14 protein-coding genes are annotated in these 16,090 nt (G+C 68.6%); 3 read left to right on the forward strand and 11 right to left on the reverse strand.

The window, feature by feature from the left end; genetic code table 11:
• A partial coding sequence (locus GOAMI_RS05785; RefSeq protein ID WP_006435477.1) for an HNH endonuclease signature motif containing protein occupies positions 1-1,209 on the forward strand: 1,209 nt, incomplete at its 5' end.
• Between the two features lie 47 nt (positions 1,210-1,256).
• Here the strand turns inward: GOAMI_RS05785 and GOAMI_RS05790 are convergent.
• The 7 genes from GOAMI_RS05790 to GOAMI_RS05820 form a co-directional block, all read right to left on the reverse strand.
• Entirely contained in the window at positions 1,257-1,742 is a 486-nt protein-coding gene (locus tag GOAMI_RS05790; RefSeq protein ID WP_006435478.1) for a PPOX class F420-dependent oxidoreductase, read from the reverse strand.
• 22 nt (positions 1,743-1,764) lie between these two features.
• Complete coding sequence (locus GOAMI_RS05795) at positions 1,765-2,940, reverse strand: serine hydrolase domain-containing protein (RefSeq protein WP_040004611.1); 1,176 nt, start codon at positions 2,938-2,940, stop codon at positions 1,765-1,767.
• A gap of 81 nt (positions 2,941-3,021) precedes the next feature.
• Positions 3,022-4,326 (reverse strand): polysaccharide pyruvyl transferase family protein, encoded by a 1,305-nt coding sequence (locus GOAMI_RS05800; RefSeq protein ID WP_006435480.1) that lies wholly within the window; start codon positions 4,324-4,326, stop codon positions 3,022-3,024.
• Between the two features lie 62 nt (positions 4,327-4,388).
• Complete coding sequence (locus GOAMI_RS05805) at positions 4,389-6,020, reverse strand: FAD-dependent monooxygenase (RefSeq protein ID WP_006435481.1); 1,632 nt, start codon at positions 6,018-6,020, stop codon at positions 4,389-4,391.
• A 151-nt stretch (positions 6,021-6,171) separates the two neighbouring features.
• A complete protein-coding gene (locus GOAMI_RS05810) occupies positions 6,172-6,567 on the reverse strand; it encodes a PIN domain-containing protein (RefSeq protein ID WP_006435482.1) in 396 nt (131 codons plus the stop codon).
• Positions 6,568-6,628: 61 nt separating this feature from the next.
• On the reverse strand, positions 6,629-8,056 hold the full coding sequence (locus GOAMI_RS05815) for an FAD-binding oxidoreductase (protein WP_006435483.1): 1,428 nt from the start codon (positions 8,054-8,056) through the stop codon (positions 6,629-6,631).
• A gap of 124 nt (positions 8,057-8,180) precedes the next feature.
• Positions 8,181-11,399: an ATP-binding protein gene (locus tag GOAMI_RS05820; protein ID WP_006435484.1), complete on the reverse strand. Its 3,219-nt coding sequence runs from the start codon at positions 11,397-11,399 to the stop codon at positions 8,181-8,183.
• A 151-nt stretch (positions 11,400-11,550) separates the two neighbouring features.
• On the opposite strand from GOAMI_RS05820, the gene GOAMI_RS05825 reads away from it, so the two are divergent.
• Complete coding sequence (locus tag GOAMI_RS05825) at positions 11,551-12,114, forward strand: mismatch-specific DNA-glycosylase (RefSeq protein ID WP_006435485.1); 564 nt, start codon at positions 11,551-11,553, stop codon at positions 12,112-12,114.
• A gap of 63 nt (positions 12,115-12,177) precedes the next feature.
• Here the strand turns inward: GOAMI_RS05825 and GOAMI_RS05830 are convergent, their stop codons facing one another.
• From GOAMI_RS05830 to GOAMI_RS05845, 4 genes are read right to left on the reverse strand one after another with little or no spacing between them, the layout of a single operon-like run.
• Positions 12,178-12,474: a DUF503 domain-containing protein gene (locus tag GOAMI_RS05830; RefSeq protein ID WP_006435486.1), complete on the reverse strand. Its 297-nt coding sequence runs from the start codon at positions 12,472-12,474 to the stop codon at positions 12,178-12,180.
• A gap of 10 nt (positions 12,475-12,484) precedes the next feature.
• A complete protein-coding gene (gene ppk2, locus GOAMI_RS05835) occupies positions 12,485-13,315 on the reverse strand; it encodes a polyphosphate kinase 2 (protein ID WP_006435487.1) in 831 nt (276 codons plus the stop codon).
• Positions 13,316-13,342: 27 nt separating this feature from the next.
• Complete coding sequence (locus tag GOAMI_RS05840; RefSeq protein WP_006435488.1) at positions 13,343-14,326, reverse strand: malate dehydrogenase; 984 nt, start codon at positions 14,324-14,326, stop codon at positions 13,343-13,345.
• On the reverse strand, positions 14,323-14,718 hold the full coding sequence (locus tag GOAMI_RS05845) for an META domain-containing protein (RefSeq protein ID WP_006435489.1): 396 nt from the start codon (positions 14,716-14,718) through the stop codon (positions 14,323-14,325). Before GOAMI_RS05845 ends, GOAMI_RS05840 begins: the two co-directional genes overlap by 4 nt.
• Positions 14,719-14,866: 148 nt before the next feature.
• Between GOAMI_RS05845 and GOAMI_RS05850 the strand changes: the two genes are divergently transcribed.
• Positions 14,867-16,087 (forward strand): hypothetical protein, encoded by a 1,221-nt coding sequence (locus GOAMI_RS05850; RefSeq protein WP_006435490.1) that lies wholly within the window; start codon positions 14,867-14,869, stop codon positions 16,085-16,087.
• Positions 16,088-16,090 lie beyond the last annotated feature (3 nt).

The raw sequence follows: 16,090 nt of genomic DNA on the forward strand, positions 1-16,090 counted from the left end.
ACGGTGCGACTGCGCGACATGGTTGATCGCCTGGTCTTCCGTCACGACCCCGACGCGGTCCGGGAACGCCGCCGCGAAGCCTTGGACAAGCGTGGGGTGTGGACGGAGAACTTCGCCGACGGTACCGGTGAGATCACCGGCGTCATGGCCGCCGAAAACATCCGCATCGCCGAGAAGGCGGTGAAAGCGCTGGCCGACACCGTCTGCGCCCATGACGGCCGTAAACGCAACCAACGCAACTCCGATGCCATGTTCGCACTGCTGACCGGCACCGCCTTCGAGTGTCAGTGCCAGCGGGAGGACTGCGACGCCGACATCCCCGACCCGGCTGAGGTGGTCCGGTCGGTGAGTACCGAGATCGTCATCCACGCCGTCACCGACCCCGCCACTCTCGACGGCGCGCCCGGTATCGGCTGGGTCGACGGCCACGGCGTCATCTCCGACGAACACATTCGCGACCTCGCCAACCGGCCCGACGCGACCATCAAACCCATCACCCCGGTCCGCACGGCACCCATACGTGTTGCCGCAGAGTCGGACTCGTCGGCCGGTGAAGACGAGGGCGACGCACAGTCGCGTCAGGTCGAGCGTTCGCGACCCGACGCCGGTGCGACTGGTGAGCCGTCCGAGCCGAACTCGACGGATGCGCCGGAGGCGGCGTCGTCGGGTGTAGTCGTTGTCTATCCCGGTGCACAATCCGCCGATCCCTACCGGTCCACCACCGCCTGCGCGAATTTCGTGCGCGTGCGCGACGGCTACTGCACCGAACCCGGCTGCCCGAGTTCAGCATTCGACAGCGACCTCGACCACGTCACCGAGTACGACCACACCAGCCCCACCCACGGCGGGGCGACGTCGAGTGAGAACCTGAACGCCAAATGCTGGTTCGGGCACCTGCACAAGACCTTCGGCGACTGGATCGATGCCCAGTACCGCGACGACGACGGCCACCTGGTCACCGAGTACCGCACTCCGGAGGGTTTCACCATGCTCGGTGACGCCGAAACGCTCGAGGACTTCTTCCCCAACCTGCGACGCATCCGCTACGAACAACCACCCCAGGCACCACCGACCCCTCGGGTCATCACCGGCGAGGACACCCCGCCGCCCACCAACCGGCTTGCCAACAAACACGCACGCCGGCGGGCCGAACGTGCCCGCAACAAGAAGCAACGCCTCGCCGACCAGGCAGACCCGCCGCCGTTCTGACGGGTCACGTGTCCTGCGTCGTCGCACGTGAGTCGTCGAACTCGAGCTCAGCCGTCCTGTGCGTCCAGCTTCGCCGCGACGTCGGCGGGGAAGCCGCCAGAGGCGATCGGGCCCCATCGCGTCGGGGTGATGCGGATCAGCGACTTGCCCTGCATGCGCATCGCGGCACGGTACTCATCCCAGTCCGGATGTTCGCCGGAGATGCTGCGGAAGTAGTCGACGAGGGCGTCCTCGGCCTCGGGCATGTCCAGGACCTCGGCGTCTCCGTCGACCTGGACCCAGGCGCCGTTGAACTCGTCGGACAGCACGACGACGCTCGCCACCGGGGTGGAGCGGAGGTTCGTCGCCTTCGCGCGACCCGGATAGGTCGAGATCACGATGCGGCCGTCGGCATCGACGCCGCCGGTCACCGGCGACAGCTGCGGGCTGCCGTTCGATCGGACGGTGCTGAGGATCATCTTGTGACGGGGCCGGATGAAGTCCAGCAGTCCGGCACGGTCGACGGCATCGGCTTTCGCAACGGTTCTGGCCATGCCGACGACCTTACGCCGACGTCTACGTCGGCAATGCGGCGATCAACCCGGCGAGGATCGCCGACACCGGTGGTTCCTGCTTGCCGTCGACGGTGATGTCGTCGTCACTGTTCACCAGGATGATGATGGTCGTGTCGGAATCGTAGTTGTGGAACAGCGACGAGTTGAAGCCCGGGAAATCGCCGTCGTGGCCCCACCAGCCGTCCCGATTGCCGATACCGATGCCATACCCCGCGGTGGCGGTGTTCGGCGGCGGAGACGTGAGGATCGAGTCGCGACGCAACTGCTGGGTGGACGCGTTGAGCACCGCCCGGCCGGTGAACAGGGCATCGCCCCAGCGCTGCAGGTCGTCGAGGGTCGAGATCACCGCGCCCGCAGTGAAGGCGAAGGACGGATTCCAGTCGGTGGAGTCGACGGTCTTCCCGGCCGGCTGACCCTGGCTGGTCACGCCGTCGACGTGGGGATCGGGGATGTCGACGGATCCGCCCGGCCAGGACGAATCGTCCATGCCCAGCGGGCCGAAGATCCGTTCGTCGAAGACGTCGCGGATCGGTTGCCGCAGGACCCTCTCGATGAGGAGCCCCAGCAGCACGTAGTTGGTGTTCGAGTACTGCCAGCCGTCCCCAGGCGCGAAGGCCGGTGGCAACGTCTTCGAGGCGTCGACGAGTTCGGTTGGCGCCCAGTCATATCCGGGATCGGAGAAGAATCTCTGCGTGAAGGTGTCGGACAGGGTGTACGACGGGATGCCACTGGTCATGTCTGCGACCTGACGGACGGTGGCGTTCCCGTTGGGGGCGCCGGGGATGTACTTGCTGATCGGATCATCGAGCGAGACCCGCGCGTCCTGGACGAGTTGCAGCAGGATCGTCGCGGTCATCGTCTTGGTGAGCGAACCGATACGGGTGTGATCGGACGCGGTGATCGGCCGATCCCGTCCCTTGACAGCCGTGCCGGCCGTTCCCGTCCAGATACCCGACGGTGAGATGACGCGAGCGATGACGCCGGGGAAGCCGCCGGTGGACTGGAGGTCGTCGAGCACCTTCTGGAATGCGGCGCTGCTCTCGACCGACACCGATGAGGGGGTGCTCGACCCGTCGGAAGCCGTCTGGGACGTCGAGCAGGCGGCGAGGCCGAGCACCGCTGTCACGCCGAACACCAGGACTCGTAGGACAGCGGGGCGCACGGGCCGACGGATCATCCCGTGATGATCTCTCGCAGACGACTCGAACAGCCAGTCCATCTCGGTATCTGGCGCAGAATTCGCGCTGTCCGGTTTACCTCAGACCCGATGCGCGAAGAGAGCCGCCACCGGGTAGATGTCGAGTGCGGTGGCGACCTTGGCCTCGATGGCCCGTTGCCGCTGCATCGTCCCGAAACCGCCGGCGGTGGGCCGGTCGGGGATCGTGTCTCCCGAATCGACGACACTCCAGGAGGATCCGGCCTCGACGAGGGAACGGTGCTTGATCGAGTAGTAGACCGGCATCGGCACGACCGCGACGCCCGGGTCCCCGGCCGCAGCCGCCATCAGGTGGGGGTGGAATCGCGTGCTGATCCAGGTGTTGCCCTGCCCTGCGGGCAGCCCGTCGAGCCAGACGTCACGGAAACTGAGGATGCGTGCGCCGTCGAGTCGAGACCCGAGACGGAACGGGACCTCGTAGTCGTGTCCCGGGATTCCCTCGACGACGGTGACCCCGGTTCCCGGTACCTCCCAGGCGTCGAGGGTGTCGTGCACGAACCCGGCGAGCGCCTCCGCTCCGGATCCGCGTGAGCCGGTGAACTTCTCGGTGAGGTCCGACTGCAGACACAGCACCACACCGTGACCGTGACCCGGTGCGTCGGCGGGAGTCTCGTCGCGGTAGATCGCCGGTTGCGGACGGTTGAGTGCGAGCCAGGCGTCGTCCCCGGAGTTCCGCACGCCCGCGACCCCATCGAGCGCCTGCGCCGACGGCGTGTCACGCACATCGATGATGTCGAAGGTGCCCAGCGCCGTGGCCAGGGCGGTCCACGCGGGTTCGGAGACGGTGGGCACCAGTCCCTGCCCGGTGGCCACGGCCCTCGCTCCCGATCTGCCCGATACCGCGGCGGCCCCCACGAGCAGCGAAACATGATGCGGCCACACGGTGTTCACATATCCGCCGCCGAGCAGATGGATGGTGGTCGCCGTGTGGAGGAGGTTGATACCGGCGCTCAGCCGCGGTGCCAGGCCGGAGTCGAGGACAGCCCGGCCGACCCACGCCCACGGGGCGTCGGGTTCGATGCCGGGGGCGTGGTTCGTGAGTTGCCAGAGCGTGTCGACGACGAGCAGGTTCGGGTGCGCGTCACCCATCAAGGCGGTCGCCGACCCGGGGTTGTGGCAGTCCAGGATCACCGTCGCGTGGGGACGGATGCGCGTGAGGTGGCGCAGCCAGGTGCGCGCGATGAGTTCGTCGCCGTAGTTGGGGTATCCGGTCGGTGCGATCAGGTAGATGACCTCACCGGAGCCCAGGGCGCGTCCGACGTAGGACTCACCGGCCCGGCGTCGTGCCGATGCCCCCATGCGGCTCGCCAGCCCGCGAAGTCGCGGCACCTGCCCCCATTCCCTCATGGTGAGAGACTACGGCGGCGGGGCGGCGGCGCGACTCGGCGCTTCGCGAGAAGCGATCCCGGTCACGCGAATGTGGCGCGGAGGTAAGCCAGGACCGCGGCGGCGTCGTCGAGCGGGCCGCGGTAACCGAGATAGCCGTCCGGGCGGATGACGAAGGCCGTCGAACCGTCCGGTCGGTATCCGGCGGCGAAGAGGCCTTCGGTGTCGCGGAGCAACGGCAGGTCGGTGCTGCCGACCTGCGCGGTCGGTGCCGCCACCACGTGTACGGTCATGTGCCCGCGTGCCGCCGCGGTGATCTCCGCGGCCAGGCCTTCGAGCACGGCGACGTCCTCGGCACCCGAGGTCGCGTCGGCGTACAACACGAGCGAGTGGTCGACGCCGCCCAGCAAGGAGAACAGCCGGAGCGGGTGATTCACCGATTCGCGACCGAGCCCTGCGGCGTCCGGGGCCCGTTCCCCTGCCCGCGGTGCCGACGGCGTGCCGGGGACCGTCGAACCCGCGGTGAACGGGCTGTCGGCGTAGGAGATCAGCAGCTGGGCTTCGCGGCGCGTCACGAAGTCGACGTCGGTGGAATCGGTGCCGATGCCCTCCCGAGCGTCGCGGACCGTACGTCCGACGACCTCCTCACCGACCGGTCGTCGTTCCAGGTCATAGCTGTCGAGCAGGCCGGGTGCCGCGACGCCGTCGACGGCCAGCGCCAGCTTCCACGCGAGGTTGTGGGCGTCCTGCACACCGGTGTTCATCCCCTGAGCGCCGGTGGGCGGATGGATGTGCGCGGCATCGCCGGCCACGAACACCCTTCCGCGACCGTAGGAATCGACGATCCGATGGCTGATGCGGAACACCGACGACCAGCGCATGTCCGACACAGTGGCGGGTTCGGGTGACAACCGGTCGACGACGGCCTGGATGTGGGACAGCTCGGGCGTGCGGGTGCCCTCGAAACCATGCGCGACACCGTCCCCGCCGGAGGTCTCGCCGATCGCGAGTTCGTCGGGTACGAGCATCGACATGCGATACCGTCCGCGGCCCGGTAGCGGGATGCACACCAGCAGGTCGTCGGTGGTGCCGTCGCCGGCCTGATGCATCGCGCGGATCGCGTAGCCACGGGGCATCGACCAGTCCACGGCCACGTCGCCCAGCATGTACTGCTCGGCGAACGCACCGCCCTCGAAGCTCAGACCGAGACCCTTGCGAACCGTGCTGTGCGCGCCGTCGGCGCCGATCAGATATGACGCGCGGACCTGGGTCTCGCCACCGTCCGCGTCGGCCAGCGTGACGGTGACGCCGTCGACGTCCTGCTCGAACGCCGACACCCGCACGCCGCGTTCGATCTCGGCATCGAGGTCGGTGAGCCGGTCTCGCAGGACGCGCTCGGTGGCGTATTGCGGCAGCAGGTGGAAGCGGAAGGGGACATCGTCCGGCGTGGACAGGTCGATCCGTGAGACCTCAGAACCATTGACGTACACCAACTGCCCGCGCATCTCCATACCCGCGTCCAGGATCGGCTCGAGAACCCCCATGCTCTCGAACACCTCGAGGGTCCGTGGCTGAATCCCAACGGCCTTCGCGTACTGGGGAGGGTCGAGAAGGGGGTCGACGATCCGCACCCGGACCCCTCGCCGGCGGAGTTCGATGGCAGCGGTCAGACCGATCGGGCCCGCGCCCGCGACCAGTACGTCTACGTCATTCACACCGAACCCCTTTCGTCGGTCGGCGAGTGCCGACACTCGCAGGCATTATTCTCCGTGCGGCCGAGCTCGGGCGTGGGACTGGGAAAACGTGGCACAGCTTCGATTCTCGGCACTGCATTGTCGGATGTCCGGCACCGCGGACCGACCGGGCTCAGCGCGGGATCGACGACGGTCCGAGGGTCTCGGCCCCCAGCGCGGTGACCCGCGCGCGGAGTTCGCGATCGGCGGTGACGACCACTCGACGACGGTCGGGGTGCCGGCCCACGACGTCGACGATCATGTCGTCGCCGACCGCCTGCGCCTCCACCACCGTGACGCCGGGGACCGACGCGATCCCCCGAGCCCTGCCCTCGACGACGAGCATGATCGCGAGCGGACCGGTCAACGCCTCGATACCTGGGGCAGCGAGTTCAGCGAGACGATCCCGCAAGCGCTCCGCCGCACCCCGACGGTCTCGCCACCATCCGTCCGGCACCGATCCGACGACATTCGCACCGTCCACGACGAGCAGCGGGACGTCGAGGTGCGACGGCGTCGGATCGGTCATGACCCCATCAGTCCACGGATCGGCGTGGTCGCGCAACCCCCGTCGGCCGACTGCCCGGGTGTCAGACGATGTCGCCGTGGCAGAACCTGTCGTGCGGGTCGAGCGTCGCCTTGATCTCCAGGAGCCGACGACGGTGTTCGACGCTGTAGGACTCTGCGGCGCGGCCGGCGCGTTCGGCTCCCGACGTGAAGTTCAGGTACGTCGCACCCGTGACATAGGGCGCGAGCTCGGTGCGGGTGACGCGCAGCGTCGATTCGACGGCCAACGCCACATGGGGATCGGGGACGATCGACATGAGTTCGAGGAGGAACTGTCCGGAGCGTGCCCGATCGTTCGCCGCCCGGGCGGCTCCGCGCGCGATTGCGCCGTCGGCGTGGCGGATCTCGGCGGAGACGATGAGCGGTGCCGAGCCCGGTGCCGGCCGGCTGCGTCCGGCGATGACGTCGATCGCCTCGTCCTGCAGGTCGTCGAACCATTCGGTGGTGACCATGACCGGCATCGGTTCGGTGGGGTCCATGCTGATCGCGTCCGCTGCCGCGAACGGCATCTCGTCCCACAGGTCGACGAGGGGTGTCCGCCAGTTCCGCCACTCGTCGACGACCGCGCGGCCGGCGGCGATGTCACCGGACCAGCAGCCACGCACCACCGCAAAACTGCCGCCGCGCAACGGTTCCGGAACGTCGTCGGTGGGCGGGAGATTCAGGATGGTGACCGCCGAGGTCAGTTCCTCGCGCTGGGCCGGTGCCCAGTCCCGGAACCGGCGCATGATCTCCTCGGCCTCGGTGACCGGGTAGAACAAGTTGCCCGCGTACACGGTCGCGACGTCGGCGAGGGCGATCTCCATCGAGGTGACGACGCCGAGGCTGCCGGCTCCACCGCCCTTCAGAGCCCAGAAGATGTGCGGGAAGCTCGCGTCGCTGACGCGGATCGGGGTGCCGTCGGGGGTCACGAGATCGAAGGCGAGCACGGCGTCCGACCCCAGACCGAAGCGGCGTCCGAGCCAGCCGAAACCGCCCCCGAGGGTGTAGCCGACCGCGCCGACGGTGCTCGCCGAACCCATCAGGGGTGCGAGTCCGTACGGGACCGCGGCATCGAGGACCATCTTCCAGGTGGCGCCGGCGGCGACCCGGGCGGTCCGCGTGACGGGGTCGACGGTCACCGACGTGAGGCGGGAAGTATTGATGAGGAGACTGCCGTCGGCCGGTACGCCGGTCCCGTGACCGGTTGCCTGGACCGTGATCCGCAGATCTTCCTCGGCGGCGAACCGCACGGCTTCGACCACGTCGAAATGGTTCTCCGGGATCGCGATCACCGATGGTCGGTGGATGACGAGCCGGTTGAAACCGGCGCGGGCCTCGCGAAAACCCGCATCTCCGGGGCCGAGTACCTCGCCGGCGATCCGGTGGCGCAACTGTGCGAGCACCGAGGTGCGGGTGCGGACGATCAACCGTTCGGGTCGGCCGGTCGGTGAGGTGGGTGTCGGGGTCATTCGGTGAGTCCTCGGGTGTGGCCGGCTCGGCCGGCGCGGGCGTTCTTCTGGTCTCCGGTCGGCCCGGATTCGCAGACCAGATTTCCCGACGGGGCTTGGAGGCGACTTGAGGCGGACTTGAGCCTCACACCGACGAGGACACGCCCCACTCTGCGGCGAGCGCGTCGATCCGCCCGACCAGGGCTTTTGCCTCCTGGGTGATCGCGACGTCCCGAGCGCGTCCGAGCGTCGCGCCGAACACCGAGGCCGGCCGACCGTTGGCGTACTCGTAGCGGGCGCGGACGAGAAGACGGTGCGCGTCCCCGTAGCGCTCACCGGTTCGCTCGGCGAAGTCGTCCGCCTGGTCCAGGAGGGCGGCCGCGTCGGTCTTGCCCGCGGTGACCAGTACCTCGGCGTGCAACCCGAGCCAGAATCCCTCACCTGTGCGCGGAGGGGCCGCACTGCCGGGTTCGTCGGTCGCGGGTCCGCCGGTGTCCAGCTGATCGATTCGGACCAGGGCGTCGTCGAGTTCACCGGTCATCGCACGCGCCCACCAGTACATGCGTTCGCCGCCGCGACGCAGATATGCGAGCGGACCCGGAACCTCGGAGTCGATGATCTGTCCGGCGTCGAGCGCCCACTCCGCGTCACCGATCATCGCCGCCGCGCCGACCGCGAAGATCGCCGTACCCAACCGCGACCTGGGGTCCGGGCGGGCGTCAGACATCGTCGCGAACAGCCCGCGGCCGGCATCACCGCCGACGTGGATCGTCGCCGCCCAGATCCGGAAGCCGCGTGCCATCGTCAGTTGGTCGTCGCGGAGCCCGTCGACGTCGTCGAGAGGGCCGTAGGTGTCCAGGATGCGATGAGCCGCACCGAAATTGCCGCGCGTGAACTCGTCGATCCCGGCGACCTGCATGCCGAGGTGAACGACCACGGCGTCGTCCGACCGTTCGGCACGTGCACGTAGATCGTTCGCGAGCCGGTGGCCCGTGCGTACGTCGGCGACCTGGATGTGCGCGGCGCAGCGGGCGTAGTCGAGGGTGGCCAGCAGTCGCCGGTCGTCGAGTGCGGTCGCCAGTGTGCGGGCGCGCTCCTGGAGGTCGGGGTCGGCGGCGAAGTACCCGTGAGTGGAGACCTCACCCGCCAGCTGGGTGGCGATCGCCCGCAGTTCGGCCTGCTGGTCCCCGGTGGCCCGCGCCAGCGTCGACGCATCGCCGAAATGGCGTTTCGCGCCGTCGAAATCGTAGGTGCGCAGAGCGATGTCGCCCGCCGTCAGAAGGGCGCTGGTCGTGCGCTCACGGTCGGCGAGGGGACCTGCCGACCACAGGTGGCGAGCGACCCGGGTGACCGCGTGCGGTGACGAATTGCCGGCCAGTGCGTCGGCGATGGCCAGGTGGATGCGTCGGGCGCGCATCGAGGGGATCGCGTCGGCGATCGCCTCACGGATGATGTCGTGGCTGAAACTGAATCCGAACGGATCGTCGGGTCCGAGATCGATGACCCCGGCGGCGGAGGCGGCTTCGAGGTTGTCGAGCGCCTGGTCGACCGGCCGTCCGGCTGCGGTCGCGAGCAACACCAGATCCACCCGGGTGCCGATGAGCGCCGCGATGTCGAGGAGTTCGGTTGTCTCCGTGGACAGTCCGAGCAGCCTTTGGCGCACCACGTCGCGCACCCCGGACGGCACGGCGTTACCCGCGATCGACCCCTGGGCGGCGAGGATGCGGGCCAGTTCGCGGACGAAGAAGGCGTTACCACCGGTGCGTCGCTCGATCGAGCTCACCGTGGCGACCTCTGGCCACTGCTGCGTCTCGCGGCGGATCAGCTCGGAGATGTCGTCTCCGCGGAGTGGCCCGACCTGGATACGGCGGTGTTCGGGCAGCCGGGCCAGCGTCGCCAGTGTCGAGGCGACGACCGGCCGGTGGGTCGGCGACCGCAGGGAGGCGAAGAACGTGACGCCCGGGGTCCGTCGAGAAGTCATGTGCGCGAAGAGTTCCAGTGAGGCACCGTCTGCCCACTGGAGGTCGTCGAGGACGATGATCAGCTTCGAGGTCTCGGCGACGCCGTCGAGGAGATCGGCGGCCTGATCGTAGAACTGGAAACGTGCTGCGGCGTCGGGCATCTGGCGCGGTGGCGGGATGACGTTGACGCCCTCGGTGACCATACGGCCGAGTGAGCTGTCCAGGAGCCGCTCACGGTCGGCCGGATCGAGCTGGGGGAGGACCGTGCCGAGGATCTGGACCCACGGCCACATCGACGGTGCCGCGGGATCGTCCACGCACCGACCCCACAGCACCCGAAGGTCGGCGGCACCGGCCGCACGACGGCCGGCTTCGTCGATCAGGGCCGTCTTGCCGGCTCCGGGTTCGCCTTCCACCACGACGACCCCGCCGTGTCCGGTCATCGAGGCGAGTACGGCGCGGTGCAGCGCGGCCAGTTCGTCGGTGCGCCCGACGAGCGATGGCGCGTCGTCCGCGGGGTCGAGGGGATCGGCTTCGGGCGTCCGATTCTCCGCGTCGTCGCTGGCCGGATGCTCGACGACGCCGTTGCCGGCCCGCTCGCTCATGGTGATCGCCGCGCGCGGTGCGGTCGGCGCGTCGAGATGTGGGGCGTGGTCGAGGATGTCGCGTTCGAGTTCGCGGAGTCTCGGTCCGGGGTCGACGCCGATCTCGTCGGCGAGGATGCGGCGCGCATTGGCGATCGCCCCGAGGGCATCGGACTGCCGCCCGAGTCGGTACAGCGCGGTGGCGAGCAGAACCCAGAGGCCTTCGTCGAGCGGCGATCGTTCGACGGCGCTGTCGAGTTCGGTGACCAGGAGACGATGGTCCCCGGCAGCCATCCGCGCCTCGAAAGACATCTCCCGCGCCGCGCCGAGCATGCGGTCGAGATGATCGGCGGCCTCGTCGCGGAACGCCAGCCCCTCGAACTCCGGGAGAAGGGGACGGTAGGAGTCGAGGACCTCCTGCAGGAGCGGGGCCGCGGCGGCGGTGTCGCCGTGCTGCATCAGGGTCCGCGCCGAGGTCAGGTCGGTGGTCAGACGCCGCAGGTCGACCTGTTCAGGTGCCGTCGGGAGGCTGTAGCCCGTGCCGTGGGTGAGCAGCACGGTCGAGGGACTGCGCGGTTTGCGGTCGGGTTCGAGGGCCTTGCGGAGCCCCGAGATGTAGGACTGCAGGGACACTTCGGCACGGTCGGGCGGCGAGTCGCCCCAGATTCCCTCGATCAGCCGGTCGGCACGCAGCGGCGCGCCCTCCGCCAGCACGAGCTGCGCGAGTGTGGCACGTTGTTTGCGGGTGCCGAGTTCGACGGGATCGGAACCGATCTGAGCGCCGAGCCCGCCCAAGACCGTGAACGAGAGTCCGAGCATCAGCGTGAGTGTAATGGTCTGGACACCTCTGGCGCGGGGTTGTCGGGGCAGGTGCGATTCTTCGTCCGACATCTGCGGGTGCCGCGAACCCTGTCGGTGGCCCGTCGGCACCAGGCCTCGGTCCCGAAGGCCGGCCGTTTAGCCTCGGGGGATGGGATTCACCAGGGCCGAACTCCTCGAATACCGTGACCGCACCGTCGAGGACCTGGTCGGTGACGGCTGCCGGTTGCTGTTCGTCGGCATCAACCCGGGACTGTGGACCGCCGCCACCGGAGCCCATTTCGCGCGGCCCGGAAATCGCTTCTACCCGGCACTGGCGCGCGCCGGGATCGTCGACCGGGTGATCGACGCGTCGCGCGGCATGTCCGAGGCCGACGCCGAACTGCTGACCGGGCGGGGGATCGGCATCACCAACGTCGTTGCCCGCGCCACCGCAACCGCCGCGGAACTCACGGTCGACGAGTTGCGGAACGGTGGTCGTCGGCTTCGGGCGCGCGTGCGGGAGATCGGGCCCCGGGTGGTGGCGGTCGCCGGGATCACCGCCTACCGCAGCGCCTTCGGGCGGCGAGACGCGGTGCCCGGCCGCCAGGAAGAGACCTGGGACGGGGCGCAGCTCTGGGTGGTTCCGAACCCCAGCGGACTCAATGCGCACGAGACCGTCGACTCGCTCGCCGCTGCGTACCGGGAGGCGGCGGTCGCGGCCGGCGTGGTGTGAGCAGAGCACCCTGGAAAGGGGGGCGCTTTCCGGCTGTGGCTTCCGCCGGGATGTAGGACGGTCTCAGAGGTCTTCGGAATTGAGAATCCGGCGGCGCATCGACAAGAGTTCGACCTCGGGATGGTTGGCGGCGGATCTCTCGACCGCGTCGAGCACATCGACGACGTGGGTCCGGTCGGCCGCCACCACGCTCGTGCCGATCAACGCGCGCCGATGCATGTCGAGGTGCCCGACCTCGGCCACCGAGACCGCGAACCGTCGGCGTAGTTCGGCGACGATCGGCCGGACGATGGAACGCTTCTGCTTCAGCGAGTGCACATCACCGAGGCGATAGTCGAACTCGGCGAACCCGATCCACATCAGAACCCGATCAATTGTCGGTGCGGATCAGCGTCGCCACGTGGTCGGGCACGTACTTGGACAGGGAACGCGGCGGCCGGTGGTAGTTGCCCGTGTCGACCGGCTTCTTCGGTAACGTCACCCGCGGACGGGGCACCTCGCCGTAGTCGATGCTGTCGAGCAGGTGTGCGATCATGTTGAGCCGCGCGTGCTTCTTCACGTCGGATTCGACCACGTACCAGGGGCTCAGCGCAGTGTCTGTGTGCACCATCATCTCGTCCTTGGCGCGCGAGTAGTCTTCCCATCGGTAGACCGACTCGAGATCCATCGTACTCAACTTCCATTGCCGCACGGGATCTTTCACGCGCTGGCGGAATCGCTTGAGCTGTTCGTCGTCGGAGACGGAGAACCAGTACTTGCGCAGGATGATGCCGTCGTCGATCAGCATCTGCTCGAAGATCGGCGTCTGCCGCAGGAACCGTTTGTGTTCCTCGGGCGTGCAGAAACCCATGACCTTCTCGACTCCGGCACGGTTGTACCAGGACCGGTCGAACAGCACGATCTCGCCGGGCGCCGGCAGATGCGCGACATAGCGCTGGTAGTACCACTGCCCGCGTTCGCGGTCGGTGGGTGCCGGAAGCGCAGCGACCCGCGCGATGCGAGGACTCAGATACTGGCTGATCCGCTTGATGGTGCCGCCCTTGCCCGCGGCGTCGCGTCCCTCGAAGACCACCACCACGCGAGTGCCGGTCTCACGCACCCATTCCTGGAGTTTGACCAACTCGGTCTGCAGCCGGAACAGCTCCGCCTCGTAGACGTTGTCGGAGATCTTCTGAGGTTTCCGGGTGTCCTTCTTGGCCATGGGAAGAGAGTACGGGCTGCTGACCGGTCACGGGGTCAGAGCGGCATCGCGTTCGGCCTCGAGTTCGACGATCGACGCGTCGATCCGGGCGCGCGAGAACTCGTTGATGTCGAGCCCTTCGACGATCTCCCACTCGCCGGCGACCGAACGCACCGGGAACGAGCAGACGATGCCCTCGGGCACACCGTAGACGCCGGGCGACGGCAGTGCGGTGGACGTCCAGTCGTCGGCAGGGGTCCCCAGTACCCAGTCGTGAACGTGGTCGATCGTCGCGTTGGCCGCCGACGCCGCCGATGACGATCCGCGTGCCTCGAGGATCGCGGTGCCGCGGCGGGCCACGGTCGGGATGAAATCGTCGACGAGCCACTCGCGATCGGCGGCGAGATCGGCGCCGCTTCGCCGGCCGACACGAGCGTGGAAGATGTCGGGGTACTGCGTCGCCGAGTGGTTGCCCCAGATGGTCACCCGGCTGATCTCGCCGACCTCGACCCCGGCCCGGTGGGAGAGTTGGGCGATCGCGCGGTTGTGGTCGAGACGGGTGAGCGCGGTGAATCGCTGCGGCGGCACCTCGGGTGCGTGTGCCGAGGCGACCGCGGCGTTGGTGTTGGCGGGATTGCCCACCACGATCACCCGGATGTCGTCGGCGGCAACCTCGTTGATGGCCGCGCCCTGCACGGCGAAGATGTCGGAGTTCGCCGCGAGCAGATCAGCGCGTTCCATGCCCTTGGACCGTGGACGAGCACCGATGAGCAGCGCGAAACCAGCGCCGTCGAACGCTTTTCGCGGATCGTCGAAGACGTCGACCGATTTCAGCAGACCGAAGGCGCCGTCGTCGAGTTCCATCGCGGTGCCCACGGCGGCGGGAACCGCCTGGGGTAACTCGAGGAGCCGGAGGGCGATGGGTTGGTCGTGACCCAGCATCGCGCCGGCGGCGATGCGGAACACGCTGGCATATCCGATGCTCCCGGCCGCACCGGTCACCGTGACGACCGCCGGTGGGGAGGTGCTCACGAGTACTTTTCCATCAGCAGGACCTGGGTGCCCTCTGCGGTGAGCACGAGCGCGTGGCCCACCGAATACCAGGTGAGGGGTTCCTTCGTGAACGTGTTGATCCAGTCGTCGGCGCCCGAGCGGGGACCGGGGCACGCCATCATCGTCGAGGCGAGCGAGGCGAGGCGCAGGACCGAACCGTCGACCTTCATCTCACCGACGTGCCGGTTGCATCCGGCGAACAGTGAGATGCGGTTGGCGGCGGGGAAGGTCACCTGTAGCGGCCCTCCGCCGGGGATCTGGGGGCCGGTGACCGTCGTGGACGAATACGACTTGCCGACAAATGGTGGAGTTGCCGGCGCGGCGACACCCGGACCGGCGCCGAATGCACCGATACCTGACACGAACAACACTGCGCTGACCAGCGCGACAATGCGTAAGCTGATGCGATGGTCGCGGGCTGGGTGGAGTACGCGTGCCGTCTGACGGCGATACCCGGAGCTCACGATCTTTACGGTAGCCGACCGGATGGGGATGCGATATGGCCTTCGGGGGTGAGATGTGGTTCCCGTGACGTGCCGGACCGAGTATCTGACGGCCCGCCATCACCGTTCCGCGAGCGCCGCGTGGATCGTGATGATGGTCGCGCTGGTCGGGCTCGTGGGGCTCAACATCGCCGGCGTCGACGGTCTGCTCATCTCGGCAGTGGTAGCCGGACTGCTGGCCTTGTCTCTGTTCGCCGCGGCGTACGGCCGACTGGGCGAGCGTGGAGCGGTGCTGCTGACCGTCGACGACGACACCGTGTACTTCGGCGACGAGGACCGCACGCTCGTGTCCTACCCGTTGACCGCACTACGATCCTTCGCGATCGGTGGTCCGGCGGACGACACCTCGCCGATGGCCGGACAGCGGGCCCAGCACCTCACCGTCTTCGGACAGAAATACCTCAAACTGACCTTCGCGCGTGAGCAACCGCGCGTCGGCGCGGGGGTGGACGAAGATCTCGACTCCGACTTCTGGAGGGTCGCGATCATCGAGGGTGATCCGGCGGCCGCTGTCGTCATCGATCGACTGAAACAGTATGCGCCACAACGTGTTTCGACCCAGAAGCGTTCGACGCAGAAGAGTTCGACGCGACCGAGAGCTGCCGCCGAGCAGCGGGAGAAGGTGTCGGTGGCGTCGGTGCCGCCTGGCCACGACGCCTCGTCCGACGAGCACTCACCCGTCGATCTGCGCCGTCCCCGTATCGCCGACGCCGGATCGGATGAGGCCGCGCAGCGGCTGTGGGAGGAGGCGACCCGGCGCCACGACGAGATCCTCGGCGTCTACGGCAGCTACGAACTCGACCCGGCCCTCCTGCTGAAGTATCCGGCCGTCACCGACGTGACCGTCGAACAGACCCAGACCTTCCATCTCGCGCTCGACGAGGCCACCGCGCTGCGCACCGACGCCTACCCGGGCGACCGCGGTCGCGCCGATGCCTACCAGCAGTCCGTGGCCGCGCTCCGGCGGGCGTGGATCGCATGCGAGAAGCACGGGCGACGCATCGGGGCCGGTTATCTCGAACCCGCCGACCGGGATGCCCTCGACACCGCCCTCAAGCTGTACAACCACGCCGAGGCCAGCAGCACGCCCGCCGAGCAGGCGACCTACTACGGTCGCGTCCGCGACATCGTCACCACGATGTCCGATCGCGGGGTCCTACATCCGCCGGAGGCCGCGGTCGCCGAGCTGCGCGCTGTGACGCGGCGCGCACTCGAGGCCGGTACTCCGCAGGTGTGAGCT

The organism is Gordonia amicalis NBRC 100051 = JCM 11271, from assembly GCF_000332995.1.
Lineage (GTDB): Bacteria > Actinomycetota > Actinomycetes > Mycobacteriales > Mycobacteriaceae > Gordonia > Gordonia amicalis.